The sequence below is a fragment of the Serratia sp. CY43202 genome, assembly GCF_052168755.1.
Classification (GTDB): Bacteria; Pseudomonadota; Gammaproteobacteria; order Enterobacterales; family Enterobacteriaceae; genus Serratia; species Serratia bockelmannii.
Genome location: NZ_JBJNMB010000004.1, coordinates 22,267 through 39,600, shown reverse-complemented (window position 1 = coordinate 39,600; position 17,334 = coordinate 22,267). Strand labels below are relative to the sequence as shown.

13 protein-coding genes are annotated in these 17,334 nt (G+C 45.1%); all 13 read right to left on the bottom strand.

All coding sequences use genetic code 11. From position 1 onward, the window contains the following. Positions 1-463: 463 nt before the first annotated feature. Positions 464-760 carry a dTDP-4-dehydrorhamnose 3,5-epimerase family protein gene (locus tag ACJ8J5_RS09370; protein ID WP_367651314.1) on the bottom strand — a complete coding sequence of 99 codons (297 nt, stop codon included), beginning with the start codon at positions 758-760 and terminating at the stop codon, positions 464-466. A gap of 50 nt (positions 761-810) precedes the next feature. Continuing rightward, positions 811-1,680 (bottom strand): glucose-1-phosphate thymidylyltransferase RfbA, encoded by an 870-nt coding sequence (rfbA, locus tag ACJ8J5_RS09365; RefSeq protein WP_049207895.1) that lies wholly within the window; start codon positions 1,678-1,680, stop codon positions 811-813. A gap of 13 nt (positions 1,681-1,693) precedes the next feature. Continuing rightward, positions 1,694-2,554 carry a glycosyl transferase gene (locus ACJ8J5_RS09360; RefSeq protein WP_173889619.1) on the bottom strand — a complete coding sequence of 287 codons (861 nt, stop codon included), beginning with the start codon at positions 2,552-2,554 and terminating at the stop codon, positions 1,694-1,696. Between the two features lie 322 nt (positions 2,555-2,876). Beyond that, entirely contained in the window at positions 2,877-3,890 is a 1,014-nt protein-coding gene (galE, locus tag ACJ8J5_RS09355; RefSeq protein WP_173889621.1) for a UDP-glucose 4-epimerase GalE, read from the bottom strand. Positions 3,891-3,985: 95 nt separating this feature from the next. Continuing rightward, positions 3,986-5,140, bottom strand: a complete 1,155-nt coding sequence (locus ACJ8J5_RS09350) for a polysaccharide pyruvyl transferase family protein (RefSeq protein WP_173889623.1) — start codon at positions 5,138-5,140, stop codon at positions 3,986-3,988. Then, positions 5,137-6,480: a Coenzyme F420 hydrogenase/dehydrogenase, beta subunit C-terminal domain gene (locus ACJ8J5_RS09345; RefSeq protein WP_126179407.1), complete on the bottom strand. Its 1,344-nt coding sequence runs from the start codon at positions 6,478-6,480 to the stop codon at positions 5,137-5,139. Before ACJ8J5_RS09345 ends, ACJ8J5_RS09350 begins: the two co-directional genes overlap by 4 nt. Next, a complete protein-coding gene (locus ACJ8J5_RS09340) occupies positions 6,477-7,991 on the bottom strand; it encodes an oligosaccharide flippase family protein (protein WP_173889625.1) in 1,515 nt (504 codons plus the stop codon). The genes ACJ8J5_RS09345 and ACJ8J5_RS09340 overlap by 4 nt, the downstream gene beginning before the upstream one ends. A gap of 186 nt (positions 7,992-8,177) precedes the next feature. Next, complete coding sequence (locus ACJ8J5_RS09335; protein WP_197781457.1) at positions 8,178-9,161, bottom strand: glycosyltransferase; 984 nt, start codon at positions 9,159-9,161, stop codon at positions 8,178-8,180. Between the two features lie 59 nt (positions 9,162-9,220). Further along, positions 9,221-10,600, bottom strand: a complete 1,380-nt coding sequence (gene cpsG, locus ACJ8J5_RS09330) for a phosphomannomutase CpsG (protein WP_126179410.1) — start codon at positions 10,598-10,600, stop codon at positions 9,221-9,223. A gap of 12 nt (positions 10,601-10,612) precedes the next feature. After that, positions 10,613-12,037: a mannose-1-phosphate guanylyltransferase/mannose-6-phosphate isomerase gene (locus tag ACJ8J5_RS09325; protein ID WP_126179411.1), complete on the bottom strand. Its 1,425-nt coding sequence runs from the start codon at positions 12,035-12,037 to the stop codon at positions 10,613-10,615. 594 nt (positions 12,038-12,631) lie between these two features. After that, positions 12,632-14,008 carry a TolC family outer membrane protein gene (locus tag ACJ8J5_RS09320; RefSeq protein ID WP_173890502.1) on the bottom strand — a complete coding sequence of 459 codons (1,377 nt, stop codon included), beginning with the start codon at positions 14,006-14,008 and terminating at the stop codon, positions 12,632-12,634. 2 nt (positions 14,009-14,010) lie between these two features. Next, positions 14,011-15,342, bottom strand: a complete 1,332-nt coding sequence (locus tag ACJ8J5_RS09315; protein ID WP_038881050.1) for an HlyD family type I secretion periplasmic adaptor subunit — start codon at positions 15,340-15,342, stop codon at positions 14,011-14,013. Positions 15,343-15,396: 54 nt separating this feature from the next. Further along, positions 15,397-17,163 (bottom strand): type I secretion system permease/ATPase, encoded by a 1,767-nt coding sequence (locus ACJ8J5_RS09310; RefSeq protein ID WP_414104562.1) that lies wholly within the window; start codon positions 17,161-17,163, stop codon positions 15,397-15,399. Between the last annotated feature and the right edge of the window lie 171 nt (positions 17,164-17,334).

Sequence of the window (17,334 nt, the reverse complement as noted above, 5' to 3'; positions counted from 1 at the left end):
CCTGGAAACGCGATTTTCTATGGTAAATTGTACCATTTGGGCCTTTCAAACACGAACTAAATACCTACAAAAAGCCTTCGTGAGCTCAAATATTAACCACCCAATGACATTTGGCATTAGCGCTGAGAAATCGCAAAAAAAGCAATCAGAATTCGATGAAAGCAAAGCGACTTCTTATCGAAACTACTGGTCCCTTAAGATGAAAAGAAGAATAATTCACTACAAGTCGAAACCAATCGCCCCCCTTTGTCGCGATCACAGAGAGGTGGAGGTAAGCTCGTAGGAGAGATAAAAAGGTCATGCTAGGCTCTCTGAGATGTTCCAGGCAGTGCCTTTGCCTTTGCCAACCGACCATTTATTGACATGGAAGGGAGCATCGAAGCTAGTCTCTCAGTGGTGGGTTGCAGAAGTCAGTATATTTGTATGCGAAATAAGCGAGATCCGAGAATGCGGCAGAGCCATGCTACCAGACTTGGCGGGCTCCTGAATTGAGCCTTGTTCTTGTCGAAAAGCACGATTCCCTCCCATGCACCATCGCCCGGCGAGTCTTCACAAAACCAACAACGACATGAAATACTTCACCACGAATAACGCAAACCAGTTGCCCTTGACTGCTTGCCGCTTGAAAAGGCGGACCGCGTAGCTTTTTTGAGGAAAACAAATAATTATCCTGAACAAAATCCAGTTCTGAGCCCAGTCCCCGATGATCACCTTCCTTTTCGAACATTATCAAGCAGGAACTACGCGCATCGCCAAGCACTTTTGACGGCGATCTTCACGCCATGAATTCACGTATCACTCACTTGCATCTTATTTCTCCACCAGCAATTGCGCTAAATATTGACCATATTGGGTTTTACTCAATAACTTCGCCTCTTCCGCCACCTGCTCTTTGCTGAGCCAGCCTTTTCTATAGGCGATCTCTTCCAGACAGGCGACTTTAAAACCCTGTCGGTGTTCGATAGTGTGGATAAACTGCGATGCTTCAATCAGGCTGTCATGCGTGCCGGTATCCAGCCAGGCAAAGCCGCGGCCAAGAATCTCAACGTTCAATGCTCCGCGCTCCAGATACATCTGGTTCAGCGTGGTGATCTCCAGCTCGCCGCGTGCAGATGGTTTTACCTGTTTGGCGAGTTCAACCACATGATGGTCATAGAAATAAAGCCCGGTAACTGCCCAGTTAGACTTTGGCACCACTGGTTTTTCTTCCAACGATAGCGCCTTGAAGTTTTCGTCAAACTCCACCACACCGAAGCGCTCAGGGTCCATCACTTGGTAGCCGAATACAGTTGCGCCTTCCAGCTGCCCGGCAACGCTTTCCAACTTCTTGCCGAAACTCTGACCAAAGTAAATATTATCGCCCAGGACCAACGCACAGCGCTCACCATTAATGAACTCTTCCCCAATCAAAAAAGCCTGCGCCAACCCATCCGGACTTGGCTGCACTGCATAGTTTAGTGTGATACCAAAACGCTGCCCATCACCTAACAAGCGCCGGAATGAAGGGAGATCCTCTGGCGTAGAGATGATCAAGATATCGCGGATCCCAGCAAGCATCAGCACCGAGATCGGGTAATAAATCATCGGTTTGTCATAAATAGGCAGCAACTGTTTTGATACGCCTCGGGTGATAGGGTAAAGACGCGTACCTGAGCCCCCCGCAAGAACAATGCCTTTCATAAACACTCCTAGATTATTGTTGACGCGAGCCCATAGTTTTACAACGAGGATGCATCCCAGTGAGATAAGCTTTGACTATTGAAGCCGCATTATTACCATTAAGTTTTATGACATTAATTATGAATTTTTTCATCAAATGAATATGCAAACGCACCGTAGGATATCTTCTTGTTGTTATAGCTGTATCGATAAGTCGCTCTCTTATACGAAAAGGACTTTCTTTTCCTTCCGCACGAGAAAGAGAATGGTAGATGTAAGAAGAACTCTTTATTTTAAAATCCTCCCCTTTATCTATAAGTTGATAAATTCTGCGAAAAACGCTTACATCAACCCCATATAGAGCATAGTTCTCATCAAATAAATCTACGTTATGTTTTTTAAATTTTTTAACCAAAGAATTATTGATGACCATACCAGAACCGATAGAATAGGACGTTTTATGGTCCAGATAACGCTCGGTTGTGACAACTTTTTTCGCTTCAATAGGGTAATACGTCACACCATCAACCCTAGAAATAATACGAGGAAGCTCCATATCATCCTCGTTACAATTCACTGCTCTAGCAAACGCTTCAGTGATCGTCGAATCATCGTCCAATATGATAAATTGCCCGGCCTTTTCATTATTTTTAATAAAATCGTTATATAGCATACTGAGTGGCAAGTTGTTTAGACTATTTATCAATTCAACACATTTAAACTTTGCCTCTATTTTTTCTGCCAATTTCCCTTTCAGAGTAATACTCTCTGGCCCATTATTATGGATAACTAGTTTACTGTTAAAAAAGTCATGCTCAACAAGTGTATTGAGAGTGGCTGAATCCTCAATTTTTTTATTGTAGACAACGACCACTATCGCATTATTATATCTCATTATAAACCCACCGTATGCACGAACCTATAGAGTTAACCCCATGCTGCAAAGTACCGATAAACATTCCAGGATAAAAACCCTCAATAAAAAAGGCATGTCTCATATTATTTTATTGGAACTCAGGTTGAGGGATGATGAGTCGACGAGAACACTTCATGTGTATAATAATAAAAACTCCAGGTAGAGTATGAGAGCTATTCCAAGCCCTTATAAAAACTATGTGTATGGGGGCTAGAAATTCCACCTGCCCCCATCGTTTTTCGTTCTATATTTAATTAGTCGATCATATCTATTTATCACTATCAAGACTTATCAATAAAGATTAGCGATAGCCATGTGGATTTTTGCTTTGCCAGTTCCAAGTATCACGCATCATATCATCGATACTGCGACGAACCTTCCATCCCAATTCCTGATAGGCCAGATCGGCGTTCGCCCAGAAAGCAGGCAGGTCGCCGTCGCGGCGAGACAATATCTGGTAAGGGATCGTTACGCCGGACGCTTTTTCAAATGCTTGAACCATCGCCAGCACCGAATGTCCTACACCGGCCCCCAGGTTATAAGCCTTGAAGCCGTTGATCTTCGCCAGATGATCCATCGCTTTCAGATGCCCCTCAGCCAGATCCATGACGTGGATGTAATCACGCTCGCCCGTGCCGTCTTTCGTTGGGTAGTCGCCGCCGAAAATGCCCAGCCTCTCCAGCTTGCCGATCGCCACCTGAGATATGTACGGCAATAGGTTATTGGGAATACCGTTGGGGTCTTCACCAATCAAACCTGATTCATGGGCACCAACCGGGTTAAAATAGCGTAAAGCGATAATCGAGAACTGTGGCTCCGCTTTAGCGAAATCTTGCAAGATCTGCTCTACCATCAGCTTAGATGTGCCATATGGGCTGGTTGTCCCACCGATGGGCGTCGTCTCTACATAAGGTACCGGCGAATTGGCACCATAAACGGTGGCGGACGAACTAAAGATGAAAGAATGTACGCCAGCACGACGCATCGTATCCAACAACACCAGCGTGCCTGTAACGTTATTCTGATAGTATTCCAGCGGTCTACTCGTAGATTCCCCCACCGCCTTAAGACCGGCGAAGTGGATCACGCTCGTAATCGAGTGCGCTTCAAAGATGCGATGCAGGCATTCAGCATCCTGAACATCGCCTTGGTAAAACACGGCGGCTTTTCCCGTCAGTTTCTCCACCCGCTGCAATGACTCCGCAGATGAGTTAGACAAATTGTCTAACACCACTACGTCTTCGCCGCGCTCTAGCAAAGATAAAACGGTGTGAGACCCGATGTAACCAGCACCGCCGGTGACTAGAATTGCCATATCATATCCTCATGTAATTGCGGATGATTATTATTAAATAAAATCATCAACTATTAGCTAAATCATTCCACAGCTATTATAGCTCAGCATTAATTTTAATTAACCCTACCCTTTTGAGAAAGAGAGTTTTTAATGAATTCAATGGAATTGGCGCGGAAAGACGCTAAAATCTCATTTACATGACGGTAGTCAATGGAAGCATTAAGGAGGCTAACATTGACTTCAGCCAAATCACTTACCAATCGATTTTCAAGACCAAAAATCTTTAACAAAGATAAAAATCTTGCTGACCCCCTAGCCTTGTTAGAAATAGCAACAAAAGGTTTATTGAAAATAATTGAAAAAACTGTCCCATGAAATGAATCCGTTACAACAAAATCGGCATCATGAAATGACTTAAGCCATGCTTCAACCGGCGGATATTGGTAGTTATCCATATCATGAATATCAAAAGAATCTTTTTTTGTTTTCTTTGGATATGTCGTAAACAACTCTTTTCCCAAGGACTCGGATATGCCTTTCATAAAGTTAACTTTATCATCATTCGAGTCTAGAATATAATTAAATATTTTTCCAGAATTATCAGGAAGGCCGCTATTTTTAAAAACATCGATATAATCGTTTCTCATCAGTAGGAGTGTTGGATCAAGGACATGCTCTGCGAAGACATCAAAATGCTCACGGCACATTTCGACCCCCAAAGACTCACGTACGGATATTGCATCAAAACGCTTAACTAGGGTCTTACATAACTTCAACTCTTCGTTTGAATATTCCCACACATCAGAGCCAAAAGAAGCAGCATATGCTATTTTAATTATGTCATCATCTTCTTTCAGAAAACTAAAAAAGAACGGGCCAATCTTTGGTGTGTATTTAGGGCGCCAAACTTGGTCACTACCCACAATTACAGCATCAAAATTTTCTTTATCGAAAAAATGCTTTACTTCCTCTTCACTGTAATAGTCAGAAGATATATTAATATTTTTTCGTATAAATTCAGCATGATTAAACTCAATTACTTTAATCTCATCCTCTGTAATGGGATAAGTAGATAGGGTGCGGTCAGCTAAAAGAATTCTTTTGATCTTGGATACCGTTTTTCTCAGTAGACCACGTCGATGACCTTTTTTATAGTTGACAGTAACCGGAGTATGCCCCATTTTTTTTAATATCATTTGCAACGCAAAATTCTGAACATTTCCGCCGTAATTATGATTTAGCGGAACAGTTAAAATAGCTACCTTCATTTATTACCCCCAAAAAAATTTTTAAACCTATCTTTAATACGAATATATTTATGATTTATCGATGTTTTCTGGTTAAGTCGCACCAGATAGGGCTGAAGCCTTTCATTAAAAGAAACAATTTCTTTTGTTTCTTTCCAGAACTGAATGCTTTTCGCCCTGGTAATAAGTCGTTCTTTTTGTACCAAATCAAAGAATATGCTCTGTTTAACCAAAAAACGCTGTCTTCTTTTAGGAAAAGAGAGATTATTTTTTCTGGCATGGTTAACTCGATATAACAATCCTTTATGCCGATGATTAAAACTTCCTTGCTGTGATGCTTTAACTCGATCAATATCGAGGGCATCCAATTTCAAATCACCGTTATCGATACCTTTAGCTATGATCTGAGCAGCCAATTCACTTCTAGCGATAACTATACTATTACCTAACCCATCCAGACTATAAGGCTTTATCCAAGCATCTCCCAACGATATATCGGCAAGTTCAGTGGTAACATCGTCGCAAAAATCACATGCATTAGATTTGAATAATCCAGTTCCCCACATATCGCCTAAACGCTGCATCTCCACAACATGTATACGATTACTATATTTCCCTTCACACGAGAACTTATAATCTGATGCATAGCTCTCTCTGTTCTTTACCCTGTATTCAGGGTGTGAGTATTCAGATTCACATCCAGCGGACTGTGCAAGAAAATCAGTGTAATACTTGCTTTTTAAACCACCGCAAATTATCCCAACTAAAAATGGAATTTTCTCTCTTAACTCAGGATGGAGTTTTTGTTTTAATCTAATTGCTTTAATAAAACACGCAACGCCAGAAACAGCAACACGACCATCAATCTTTTCTATTTCTGTAAAAAGCGACTCTAAAGTCACTGGATAATATCTGGTTTTTGATATGGTTTTTATATCTTCAATGGAACTGAAAAGTTGATAGCCATAGCGCCCATTAATTTCTTTAACAACGAAAAGAAAGTCCACAGAATTAGAGCAGAGCAGTTTTTCAAAAACATAAGTTGCGATACCTCCAGATGATGATGTTTCTCTATATCTTGATGAGTAGCCAACATATAGCGAATTATACACCCCCAACGAACTATCACTATGTCTATACCCTTTTATAAACTCTTTTGCTAAAAAGTCCTCATCATATTTATTTTCTAAATTAAATGGACAAACCCGTTCCATATCACCCACGTGAGATTGAGCAGTAACTTTCGGCGTTAAAAAACCATCATCATTCCACTCCATATAGGAAGACCCACTTTTATCTTCCGATATACATATCCCGCAACCAGTACACAAGTTATTTTTGATTATTTTTTCTATAGTCATTTTAACTTCCTTAACACATAATCAAACAAATAGGTTCTTTCTTTTGAAGATACTACGACTATAAAGAAAACAAAGAAAGAGAGAAGAGAGTGCACACCAAGCATTAGAATCGTCTTTATCACTCCACCATAAACAACATAGCTTTTCAAAAGTAAATTTATTGCCAAGGATAATAGTGCCGCACAGATACAAGGGATAATGACACTACGATAATATACAGAAGCGGCAAAGTTTGAGTTCTTACATAGGAAATAAACCCTAAGATTTAAATTAATTAAAGATGTCAAAATTAATGGCAGAAATGCGCTGTAAGCAGGATATCCTAAAGAATATATCAAATATGTCAGCGGGAGACTGATAAAAACAAAAAAGCCCACGACCATTTGGTATACCTTTATATTTCCTGAAGCTTGTATGCCCGCAATTATACTAGATGAGAAACTATCAATAAGAGCCACAACCAGAACAAACCTAATAAATGTTGCTGTAAATTCAGGCGTACTTGAAAGCCACAAAGCAAGCACTTTATCTGTGCAGAGGAGTATTGGCATGCTTAATACAAACAATAACGTAAACGTATATTTTGAACCAATCATTATTAGACCGCTATGTCTTTCTATACTTCCATCTGCATATGTTTTAAAAATTTGCGGCCTAATGGACATTACAAGTGATTGTGTCAACGATGACAGAGCATTCAATACAGAGCTAGAAAGTGCATATGCAGCATTTACTGTCGTGGAGAAAAATAAATTCATGGTGATATTGATACCTTGCGTTCTACAGATGAATGCAAAATTACCAAAAACGTTCCAGAATGAAAAAATAGAAATTGACTTCATTATTGCAAGAGAGACTCTCCCTCCCACGAGGGAATATTTAAACTTACTAATGCAATAGGATAAATATATAACAAAAACCAACAATGACGACATTAACAGTAAGGTTGCATAAATTGATAATTTATTTTGTGATACTATTGAAATCAAAAAAGATATTATCAATTTAGAGATTACATCAAAAATTGACATGTATGCATAAAATGACATTTTCTCATGAGCTATAACCAGCGCATTTAACGGCGTTTGCATTATTGATAAAAATATAGCCAACACTGCGAGAAAATATAATTCCTTTGCTACCTCTACTGAACCAGGTGGAATATTTAGGAAATTACTCACCACATAGTCTCTTGCCATCATAAGAGCAGCAAGAAAGACAGCACCAAGAATTAAATATGAAAGAAAACTATTAATAACTATGTTTTTTAACTCTTGAACATCATTTTTACCAATACTGATAGAAATGAACCGCTGAACTGATTCATTCATTGCAGACGATAAAAAAACAGTAAAACCAACAATACCATAAACTACGCTATATAGGCCATAGTCCGATGCACCCAACTGTTGAAGGACCACCCTGGTGGTATAGAACGAAATAATTACGGCTAATACTGTACGAATTGCAAGAAAAAGACTATTTTTCACAATGATTTTATTTTTCGACATTCGCTTTAATCTTCACATATCATGCCATTCATCTTAAAATCTTACGACCTTATAAATCGCATAATGGCCAGAATAAAAAACAACCATCAAAATACGCTTCCTTGAATATTGTTCAGCGTATTTAGACAGCCTCCGTATAATGCCCAGAATGTCACATAAAAAAATCAAGCACACTTAACCTCGTAATTATCTAAGGTATTTTTTTATCATCCTGTAAAGCTTGACACAAATCACATATGCATTGAGTTTTGATAAAATTATGAAAATAAATTCACGGAAAGAACTTACGGGATATATTCTCTCCTCGAAAAATTCATGCTCTTTCTTATAGAAGGAAAATAAATCACCATCTGAATATTGAGATAGCAAGCGAACATTTTTTAAAATATGCTTTTTGATTTCCGACCTTACACTACCCTTATGCGTCATCAAAAAACTGATTGTATCCCGCTCTGCCTGCAATCTGTTATCAAATATTTTTTTGTTAAATGTTGATGACAGCGTACCGTTAGCGTACACATAGTATTTATACAGCAACTCATTCGATACAATCACCTTTCTTATTCTTTTAAATACATTGAGGTTAAAGTTAAAATCCTCGGAGCAAATCATTCCTTCGTTAAACAACACATCTAAAATAGGTTCCCTTTTATATATTTTGTCCCATAAAGTGCCATCTGATGCCGGATGCCAATAGTCATTACTTAAACTATTATGTTTCACTAAAAAGCTAATGCCACTTAAGACCTCATTGCTTCTGATGTTTTGCTTTAGGATTCCATTTTGAGTATAGTAAGTTTCGTATGAAAAAATAAAGGCATCAGCATCCGGGTTGTTTTCTATAACAGAAAACACATTGCTTAAATTATCTAAGATAACATCATCAGGATCACAAAACCAAATATATTTCGATGTAGACGCCAGTAGCCCAGCATTTCTCGCCGACGAAACGCCACCATTAGATTTATTTATTAAAAAAAAGTTAGTTTTATCTTCGGAGGAAATAAATTCCAATACTTTAGATTCCGTACCATCCGTAGAACCATCATTGACTAATATTATATTAACTTTTTCCTTATCTATCTTTGAAGCCGAAAATAAGAAATTTTCAATCACATTTATCTGATTGTACACGGGAACAATAATGTCAATCGTTTTCTTACTTACCATCCTCATTCACCATTCACCATAAAAAACCTCTAATATGCAAGACTTCAGAACTCTGATTTCTACTTTTCTTTATCTGACAGCAATAGACTTAGGATTTCGTCAGCCTTTTCTCGCATCAACGTAACGTTAGCACGAGACTCTACGTTCAGTCGAACAACCGGCTCAGTATTCGAAGCTCGCAGGTTGAAACGCCAGTTTGCAAACGCCATGCTGATGCCATCGGTATAGTCCACTTCGTCTGCCTGCAACATATAGTGTTGCTTAACGCTTTCGATAGACACGGCTGGCTGAGCCAGTTTGATATTGATCTCACCAGAAGAGGGGTAGGCGGCAATGCGATCCTGTACCAGCTGTCCCAGAGTTTGTCCCTTCACACTGACCAGTTCAGCGACCAGCAGCCACGGGATCATCCCACTGTCGCAATAAGCAAAATCACGGAAATAGTGGTGAGCGCTCATCTCTCCGCCATAAATGGCATCTTCCGCACGCATGCGTTCCTTAATGAAAGCATGGCCGGTTTTCGACATCACGGGCACGCCCCCGGCACCGGTGACGACATCGACGGTGTTCCAACTCAGACGTGGATCGTGGATGATCTTCGCGCCCGGCTGTTTCTGCAAGAAGGCCTCCGCCAGCAGGCCGACGATATAATAGCCCTCAATGAAATCGCCTTTTTCATCAAACAGGAAGCAGCGATCGAAATCGCCGTCGAACGCAATGCCCATATCAGCGCCATGCTCACGCACCGCATCGGCGGTATCCGCACGACACTCAGGCAGCAATGGGTTAGGAATACCGTTAGGGAAAGTGCCGTCCGGCTGGTGATGCACCTTGATAAACTCTAGCGGTACGCCCCGCGCCTTCAGTTGCACTTCAATAGCATCGATCACATGTCCCGCCGCGCCGTTGCCCGAGTTGATCACCAGCTTCAACGGTTTGAAATTTTTCACGTCGACGTAGGACAGAATATGTTCTACATAAGCCCCTAATACGTCCTGGCGAACATAGTTACCGCGCGTTGCCGTTGGCATCTGAAATTGGTTTTTCTCCGCCAGTTCTTGGATTGCCCGTAACCCGGTATCGCCGCTAATCGGGCGAGAGCCTTCACGCACCAACTTCATGCCGTTGTAATCGATAGGGTTATGGCTGGCGGTGACTTCCACGCCACCATCAGTTTTTAAATAGGTTGTGGCGAAATAGATTTCTTCGGTACCGGTTAAGCCGATGTCTATCACATCAGTGCCCGCATCCTGTAAGCCTTTCGCCAGCGCCAGCTTCAAACTTTCACTGGTTAACCGCACATCGCTGCCCAACACGATATTTTTGGGCTTCAAAAACTCGCCGTAGGCTCGCCCGATACGGTACGCAATGTCCTCATTCAGCTCTTCGCCCAGCTTTCCCCGAATGTCATAAGCTTTAAAACACGTCAATTTTTGCATTACCGAACCCTATTAAACTCTGCCATAGCGATCTTGCAAACGCTCAATATCATCTTCTTCCAGATAGCGCCCCGACCTGACCTCAATCATTTCCAAATCGATTTTTCCCGGGTTTTCTAGCGTATGGACACTGCCCGCAGGAATGAAGGTAGACTGATTCTCCGACAAAAAGAACTCTTGACCATCAACGTTAACTCTTGCAGTCCCACTCACGACGACCCAATGTTCGGCACGGTGGAGATGGCGTTGTACCGACAGCCCCTCCCCTGGTCGCACAATGATTTTCTTCACCTGGAAGTGCGTGCCGCTGTCGATGTCGCAAATTTTGCCCCAGGGACGATAAGCGGTGGAATGCTGGCGAAAATGATGAAGATTGCGCTTTTTCAACTCCTCAACGATCTTCTTCACCTCTTGGACTTTATCTTTAGTAGCAATAAGCACGGCATCACTGGTTGTAACGACAACCATATCATTCACCCCAATCGTTGCTACCAATGCTGAATCAGAGGAAATGTAATTGTTATTTGAGTCAATAGAGATAACTTCACCAACACTTACATTGCCTAAATTGTCTTTTGCAGACACCCCCCACAGTGACGACCAGGAGCCTACATCACTCCATCCTGCATCTATTGGGATCACAACGGCATCCTGGGTTTTTTCCATAACGGCATAATCAATGGAGTCACTCGGACAGCGTTGAAAAACTTCCTGCTCTACACGAATGAAATTCATATCGCGTTGACTTTCAATAACTGATTCCTTAGCCGACTGATAAATGTCAGGGCTGAATTTTTCCAGCTCGCTGAGGAACTTATCAGTTTTGAACATAAACATGCCGCTATTCCAGCTATACTCACCGGAAGCCACATATTCTTTTGCCTTCTCCAGGCACGGCTTCTCAACAAAAGAATCAACTTCAAAGCACTCCTTCGAGAGACTGCTTCCACGTTTGATATACCCATATCCTGTCTCCGGGTGTTCAGGTATGATACCAAACGTTACCAAACGATCTTGTGCGGCAAACTGTGCAGCTACATTGATTGCCTCATGAAATCTATCAACTTTGGTAATCAAATGATCGGCAGCCAACACCAACAACACGCTGTCAGGTGCTTCTTCTGCAGCCAAATTCGCCGCTAAGGCCACAGCCGGTGCAGTATTCCGACCAATAGGTTCCAAAATAATATTTGAACCAAGTTGACCTATTTCTCGCAACTGCTCAGCGACCAAAAAGCGGTGCTCTTCATTACAAATCACTAATGGGGATGCCACTTCCAGATTAGAGCTATTTTCCAACCGCACTAAAGTTTGTTGCAGCAAACTTAATCCACTATCGTCAATTGATAGGAATTGTTTAGGAAAAGATTCTCTTGACAACGGCCAGAGTCGACTGCCTGTCCCACCGGCCATAATTACCGGAATTATTTTAGACATAATTAGCCCCTTCACCATCCTGTTATTTTAAATAGATCTGAAATTATTTCTAGCCAAAAGAAAAGCAGTCGGAATTTATAACACTACCTTTATTGCCGAGCTAAATATAATTTCACATAAAACTATAAATAAGCGGAAATACACAAAACCATCAACTAGAGACACCGTAATTATAAATATTATGTAATGATAAGCTCATTATCCTACCAGGCAGTGTTAGTCCTACTTTCCACAACTCTTGTTGGCACCACAGAGAACCCAAATAAAATCAATAAGTTAATTTGCTAAATTTCATAATACAACGCTACCGCCCTTGGCTTCCAGTTACCAATCACTGATCCATGCCTCAGTTTGTCATCATTATTGTTCATGACTACACCTTGCTTTCAGTAAACATGCAGGGTAAGTGATGAAAATGAGATGGTGTACTACATCCCTTAACGCCATTACGCTTATAAAAAGACTGGCAGGACATATCTATCTCGCCTAATCATTAAAGCGTTAACATAACGTATAAACACAAAAAAGAGCAGCATTGAGCTGCTCTTTCAGATTTATACTTAGGGTAGGCAGAACTGTTCGCTGAAATATTGGTCAATGGCCTGAGGAAAAATACTGCGCCACGCGCAGCACATCCTTCTCGTCCAACGTGCCGGAGTCGCTCAGCAGGGTAATCCAGGACTTGATGTAGGTGTACTTGGCAGAAGCCAGATCCCGCTGGGCGCTATAGAGCTGCTGTTCGGCGTTGAGCACATCGACGTTGACGCGCTGCCCCGCCAAGACGCTTTGCCGGGTCGCCGTCACCTGCGTGGTCGCCGACTTCACCGCCAGTTCGTAGGCCGCCAGCTTGGCGCGGCTGCTGATGCACAGATTGAACTGTTTGCGCAGATCGTTCAGCGTCGAGCCAACCTGCGTGTCCATCTCGGCCATCGCCTGGCCGTAACGTGCCGCTGCCTGCCGCGTTGAGGCCGCCACGCCGCCGCCTGAGTAAATCGGCAAACTCACCTGCACCCCGATACTGTCGGTTCGGTATTTCTGGTTAACCGTGTTGTCGCTGCTGGAATCGTTCTCCGAATGCGAAGCATAGAGTTGCACGTTCGGCATAAAGCCGGCGCGGTTTCTCTCTACCTCGTATTTTGCCGCATCGACGCCATGGCGCGAGGCCGCCAGCACCGGGTTATTCTCCAGGGCGATCTTTTGCCACTCTTCGAACTTCGACGGGATCAGCGGCGCCACCTGGAACTTGCCCGGCCGTAAGACCTGCAGTTCATCCAGTTGATTCAACGGCACGCCGATGATCACCTCCAGCTCGCGCTGTGCGGCATCCAGCGCGTCGCGCGCCTCGATCACCTGCGCCTCGGCCAGGCTGTAGCGCGCCTGCGTTTCGGAAACGTCGGTCAACGTTCCCTCACCCGCGCTCATCAACCGATCGTTCAACGCCAGCTGCTCTTTATAGGCTGTTTTTTGCGCCTCGGCCAGGGCGATTTGATCTTTGGAATAGGCCACTTCGACATAGGCGCTGATCACCCTCACCGCCAGGTCGAGCAGTTTGCCGCGATAGCGTTCATCCGACATCATCGTTTGCGCCACGCCGCCTTTGTAGCGCGCATAGGCTTCATAATCGAACAGCGGCTGCGTCAACGTCACCGAGCTGGAGTAGCTGCGGTACTGCTGACGCCGCGTCGCTTCCGTAATGTTGCCAAAGAAATCGCTTTGCGGGTATTTCTGCGTTTGCCAGTTGCGCGGCGAATTCTGGTAGTTCAGCGATACCTTCGGCAGCAGCCCCGCCCTGCCGATATTTTCGTTCTCATCTCCCGCTTCTTTTTCTTTTATAGCCGCCCGGAAGGTCGGGTCCTTTTCTAATGCCAGCGAATATGCGTCTAAAATCCCTATCGAATAAACCGGCGCAGACATCGCAAACAAAAGGGTGCCGATAACCAGACCGGCAGCCTGTCGTTTTGAATGAATCAAAATTATTCCTCGGTTAATGAAGTATGAGCGCGATCCAAAATAGGTTTAAACAGATAGCTCAGCAGCGAGCGTGACCCCGTTTTCACGAACACCTCCACCGGCATCCCCGGCTTGATGTCCTCGCCACTGAGCATTTTCATGCCCTCCGGCGAGACCGTGACCTGCATCTGGTAGTAAGGTTCGCCATTGGTTTTGTCGACCAGACGATCGGCGGAAACCAGCGTGACCGTTCCCGGAATTTTCGGGGTTTTGTTTTGGTTGAAGGCGGTAAACATCAGATCCACCGGCAACCCGTTGTACACCTTATCGATCAGGTCAACTTTGAGGCGAGAATCCACCACCAATGTCGCCTGGCTGGGTACCACGTCCATCAGGTGGTCACCCGCTCCCACGACGCCCCCCTGAGTGAAGATATTCAATCCGACCACGGTGCCGTCCACCGGTGAGGTGATGGCGGTGTTGCCCAGATCGAAATCGGCCATTTGCAGCTTATTGCGGAACTCGCTGGCGTCCATTTGGGTTTGTGCCAGCTGCGTTCTGACCTCGCGCTGATAGTCGGCGAAGCGCTGATCGATGCGTTGCTGAGATTCCTGCAGCTGCTTTTGCAGTTGGCCAATCCGCCCGACGGTTTCATCGATACTGCTGTTCACCTCGGCGAACTGGCGCTGAATTTCCAGATAGCGGTTGCGCGGCAGGTAACCGTCCGCCGCCAGCTGTTTCATGCTGTTCATCTGCTCACGCAGGCTGGAGAGCTGGATCTGTTTGTTGGCGCGAGAGTCCTGCAGGCCTTTCAATTGGAAACGGATCCCGTCCATCGACTGCTTATAACCGTCAATTTCACTTTGCAGCCCTTGGCGACGGGAGGCGAACAGCTGCGTCTGCAGCGCAATGATCTCCGCGACGCGCGGCTGATCTTTAACCTGAGCGAAAACAGGGGAAAAAGTGACCTTGCTCAGACCGTCCCGTTCAGCCAGCAAGCGCCCTTCGGTCGCCAGCGTGGTGTAATACTGATCGCGCAGCGAATCGACCTGCGCCTGTGCCTGCACCTGGCTCAACTGCACCAGGACTTCGCCGGCTTTCACCTTGTCGCCGTCTTTCACCACGATATTTTTGATGATGCCGCTGGCCGGTGCCTGCACCGTTTTACGGTTGCCGGAAACGGTTACCGATCCCGGCGACGCGACCCCTTTGTCCAAAGGTGCAAACGCCGCCCAGGCCAAGAAACCGAACACGCCCACACCCAGCGCCAACCACCCGAGACGGGTATAACGGCGCTCATCCAGCGGGATCTGTTCTGAGTACGAGTCATTCGGCTCGCCAATATGCGTAGACATACCAACTCCTTTGACTGCCGGCGGCGCAACGGCGCCGCCAGGCCAGTTCACGGCTTAATTAATTTGAGTTTTAGGAATATCGCCTTCATCCGGCTCGGAGTTCACCGCACGCACCGCCTGCGTAGGCACCTGCGCTTTTTGCGCATTCGCCAAGGCCTGCAGCACCTGCTGCGTTGGGCCAAACGCATTGACGTTCCCGTTAACCAGCAGCAACAGCTTGTTGGTCATCGCCAGCAGATTGGTGCGGTGCGTAATCAGGATCACCGTCTTATTCCGCTGTTTAAGGAACGTAATGGCCTGGTTCAACGCCCGCTCGCCGGCATCGTCCAGATTGGAGTTGGGTTCATCCAGCACGATAAGAGAGGGATCGCCATACAGCGCACGCGCCAAACCGATACGCTGTTTCTGACCGCCGGAAAGCCCGGCGCCTCCGCTGCCAATAACCGAATCATAGCCATTGGGGAAGCGCAGAATCAGCTCATGCACACCGGCCAACTTAGCGGCTTCAATGACCTTCTCTGAGTCGATCTCGTTAAAGCGAGCGATATTCTCGGCGATAGTCCCGGCAAACAGCTCAATGTCCTGCGGCAGATAGCCGATATACGGCCCCAACTCATCCTTGTTCCACTGATAGATGTCAGCATTATCCAACCGAACAATCCCTTCACTGACCGGCCAAATGCCGACCAGCAAACGAGCCAGCGTCGATTTCCCCGACGCGCTCGGGCCAATGATCCCCAGCACGTCACCAGGCTGAATGGCAAAACTCACGTTATGCAATACCGCATCGCCTTTGGATCCCGGCGGCGTAGCGGTGACGCCTTCTACGGCAAGCACCCCTTCCGGACGCGGCAAGGACATACCGGTACCACGTTGCGGGTGCGTTTCCAGCAGCTTGACCAACCGGCCATAAGAAAGCTTCGCCGCGCTGTAGCTCTTCCAGACGTTAATAACCTGCTCAATCGGCGCCAGCGTTCGCCCCATCAGAATGGAGCCGGCAATCATCATACCGGGCGTGATGTGCCCATCGATAGCCAGCCACCCCCCCAGCCCCAACACCAGTGATTGCAGCGACATGCGCACAAACTTGGTGATCGACGTGACCCGCGATGCGCGTTCGCTGGCGATGCGTTGGCTGTTCAAGAATCGCTGGTGCAGACCGAACCACCGGCGTTTCAGGTTAGGCAACATCCCTAAAGCCTCGATCACTTCGGCATTTCGCAGATTGGTGCTGGCCAACGTACCGGACATAATCGACAGCTTGCTGGCTTCCGCCAGCGGCTTTTTCGACACCATTTCGTTGATCACCGCCAATGCGATCAACAACAGTGCACCGACCAGGGCGAACAGCCCCAACCAAGGGTTAAAGAGGAATATCACCAACAGATAGATCGGAAACCACGGTGCATCAAAGAAGGCGAACAGCGCGCTGCCGGTGAGGAATTGGCGCAGATTGGTCAAGTCGCTCAGCATCTGGCCGGCGTCAGAAGAACCGTTTTTCAGATTCGCCTCGTAGGCCGCAGTGTAGACTCGCGTGTTGAGACGCATATCCAGCTGACTGCCGATACGGATCACCACCATGCTGCGCACGTATTCCAACAGCGACATCATGCCGAACATGCCCAGCATGATCAGCGTCAGCATCAACAGCGTGATTTCATTACGCGAAGGAAGCACCCGGTCGTAAACCTGGAGCATATAGATAGAAGGAACTAGCATTAATAAATTAATAAATGCGGTAAATATGCCAACGGTCCAAAAAACCTTACTGCGAGTCCGTATAACATCCGCAATTTCATTGCGCGGTATAAATTGATTCACTTTCTGCCCTTACATCATGTGCACTGTCAGTCAAAATCCGCATTGGACTCTTATAAGGAAAATCCTAAAAAGGGAAAAATAAAATAAATCCTAAAGAACCCCCACCCCAGACATGCTCGAGACTGCAGATACTTTTTCTAACTATAGGTAGAGAAAGTGGATATCAGCAAG

Bases quoted from the DNA above. Each gene is read 5' to 3' on its own strand.
- rfbA (WP_049207895.1), bottom strand. From the start codon at position 1,680: ATGAAAGGCATTGTTCTTGCGGGGGGCTCAGGTACGCGTCTTTACCCT.
- ACJ8J5_RS09360 (WP_173889619.1), bottom strand. From the start codon at position 2,554: ATGAGATATAATAATGCGATAGTGGTCGTTGTCTACAATAAAAAAATT.
- galE (WP_173889621.1), bottom strand. From the start codon at position 3,890: ATGGCAATTCTAGTCACCGGCGGTGCTGGTTACATCGGGTCTCACACC.
- ACJ8J5_RS09350 (WP_173889623.1), bottom strand. From the start codon at position 5,140: ATGAAGGTAGCTATTTTAACTGTTCCGCTAAATCATAATTACGGCGGA.
- ACJ8J5_RS09345 (WP_126179407.1), bottom strand. From the start codon at position 6,480: ATGACTATAGAAAAAATAATCAAAAATAACTTGTGTACTGGTTGCGGG.
- ACJ8J5_RS09340 (WP_173889625.1), bottom strand. From the start codon at position 7,991: ATGTCGAAAAATAAAATCATTGTGAAAAATAGTCTTTTTCTTGCAATT.
- ACJ8J5_RS09335 (WP_197781457.1), bottom strand. From the start codon at position 9,161: ATGGTAAGTAAGAAAACGATTGACATTATTGTTCCCGTGTACAATCAG.
- cpsG (WP_126179410.1), bottom strand. From the start codon at position 10,600: ATGCAAAAATTGACGTGTTTTAAAGCTTATGACATTCGGGGAAAGCTG.
- ACJ8J5_RS09325 (WP_126179411.1), bottom strand. From the start codon at position 12,037: ATGTCTAAAATAATTCCGGTAATTATGGCCGGTGGGACAGGCAGTCGA.
- ACJ8J5_RS09315 (WP_038881050.1), bottom strand. From the start codon at position 15,342: ATGTCTACGCATATTGGCGAGCCGAATGACTCGTACTCAGAACAGATC.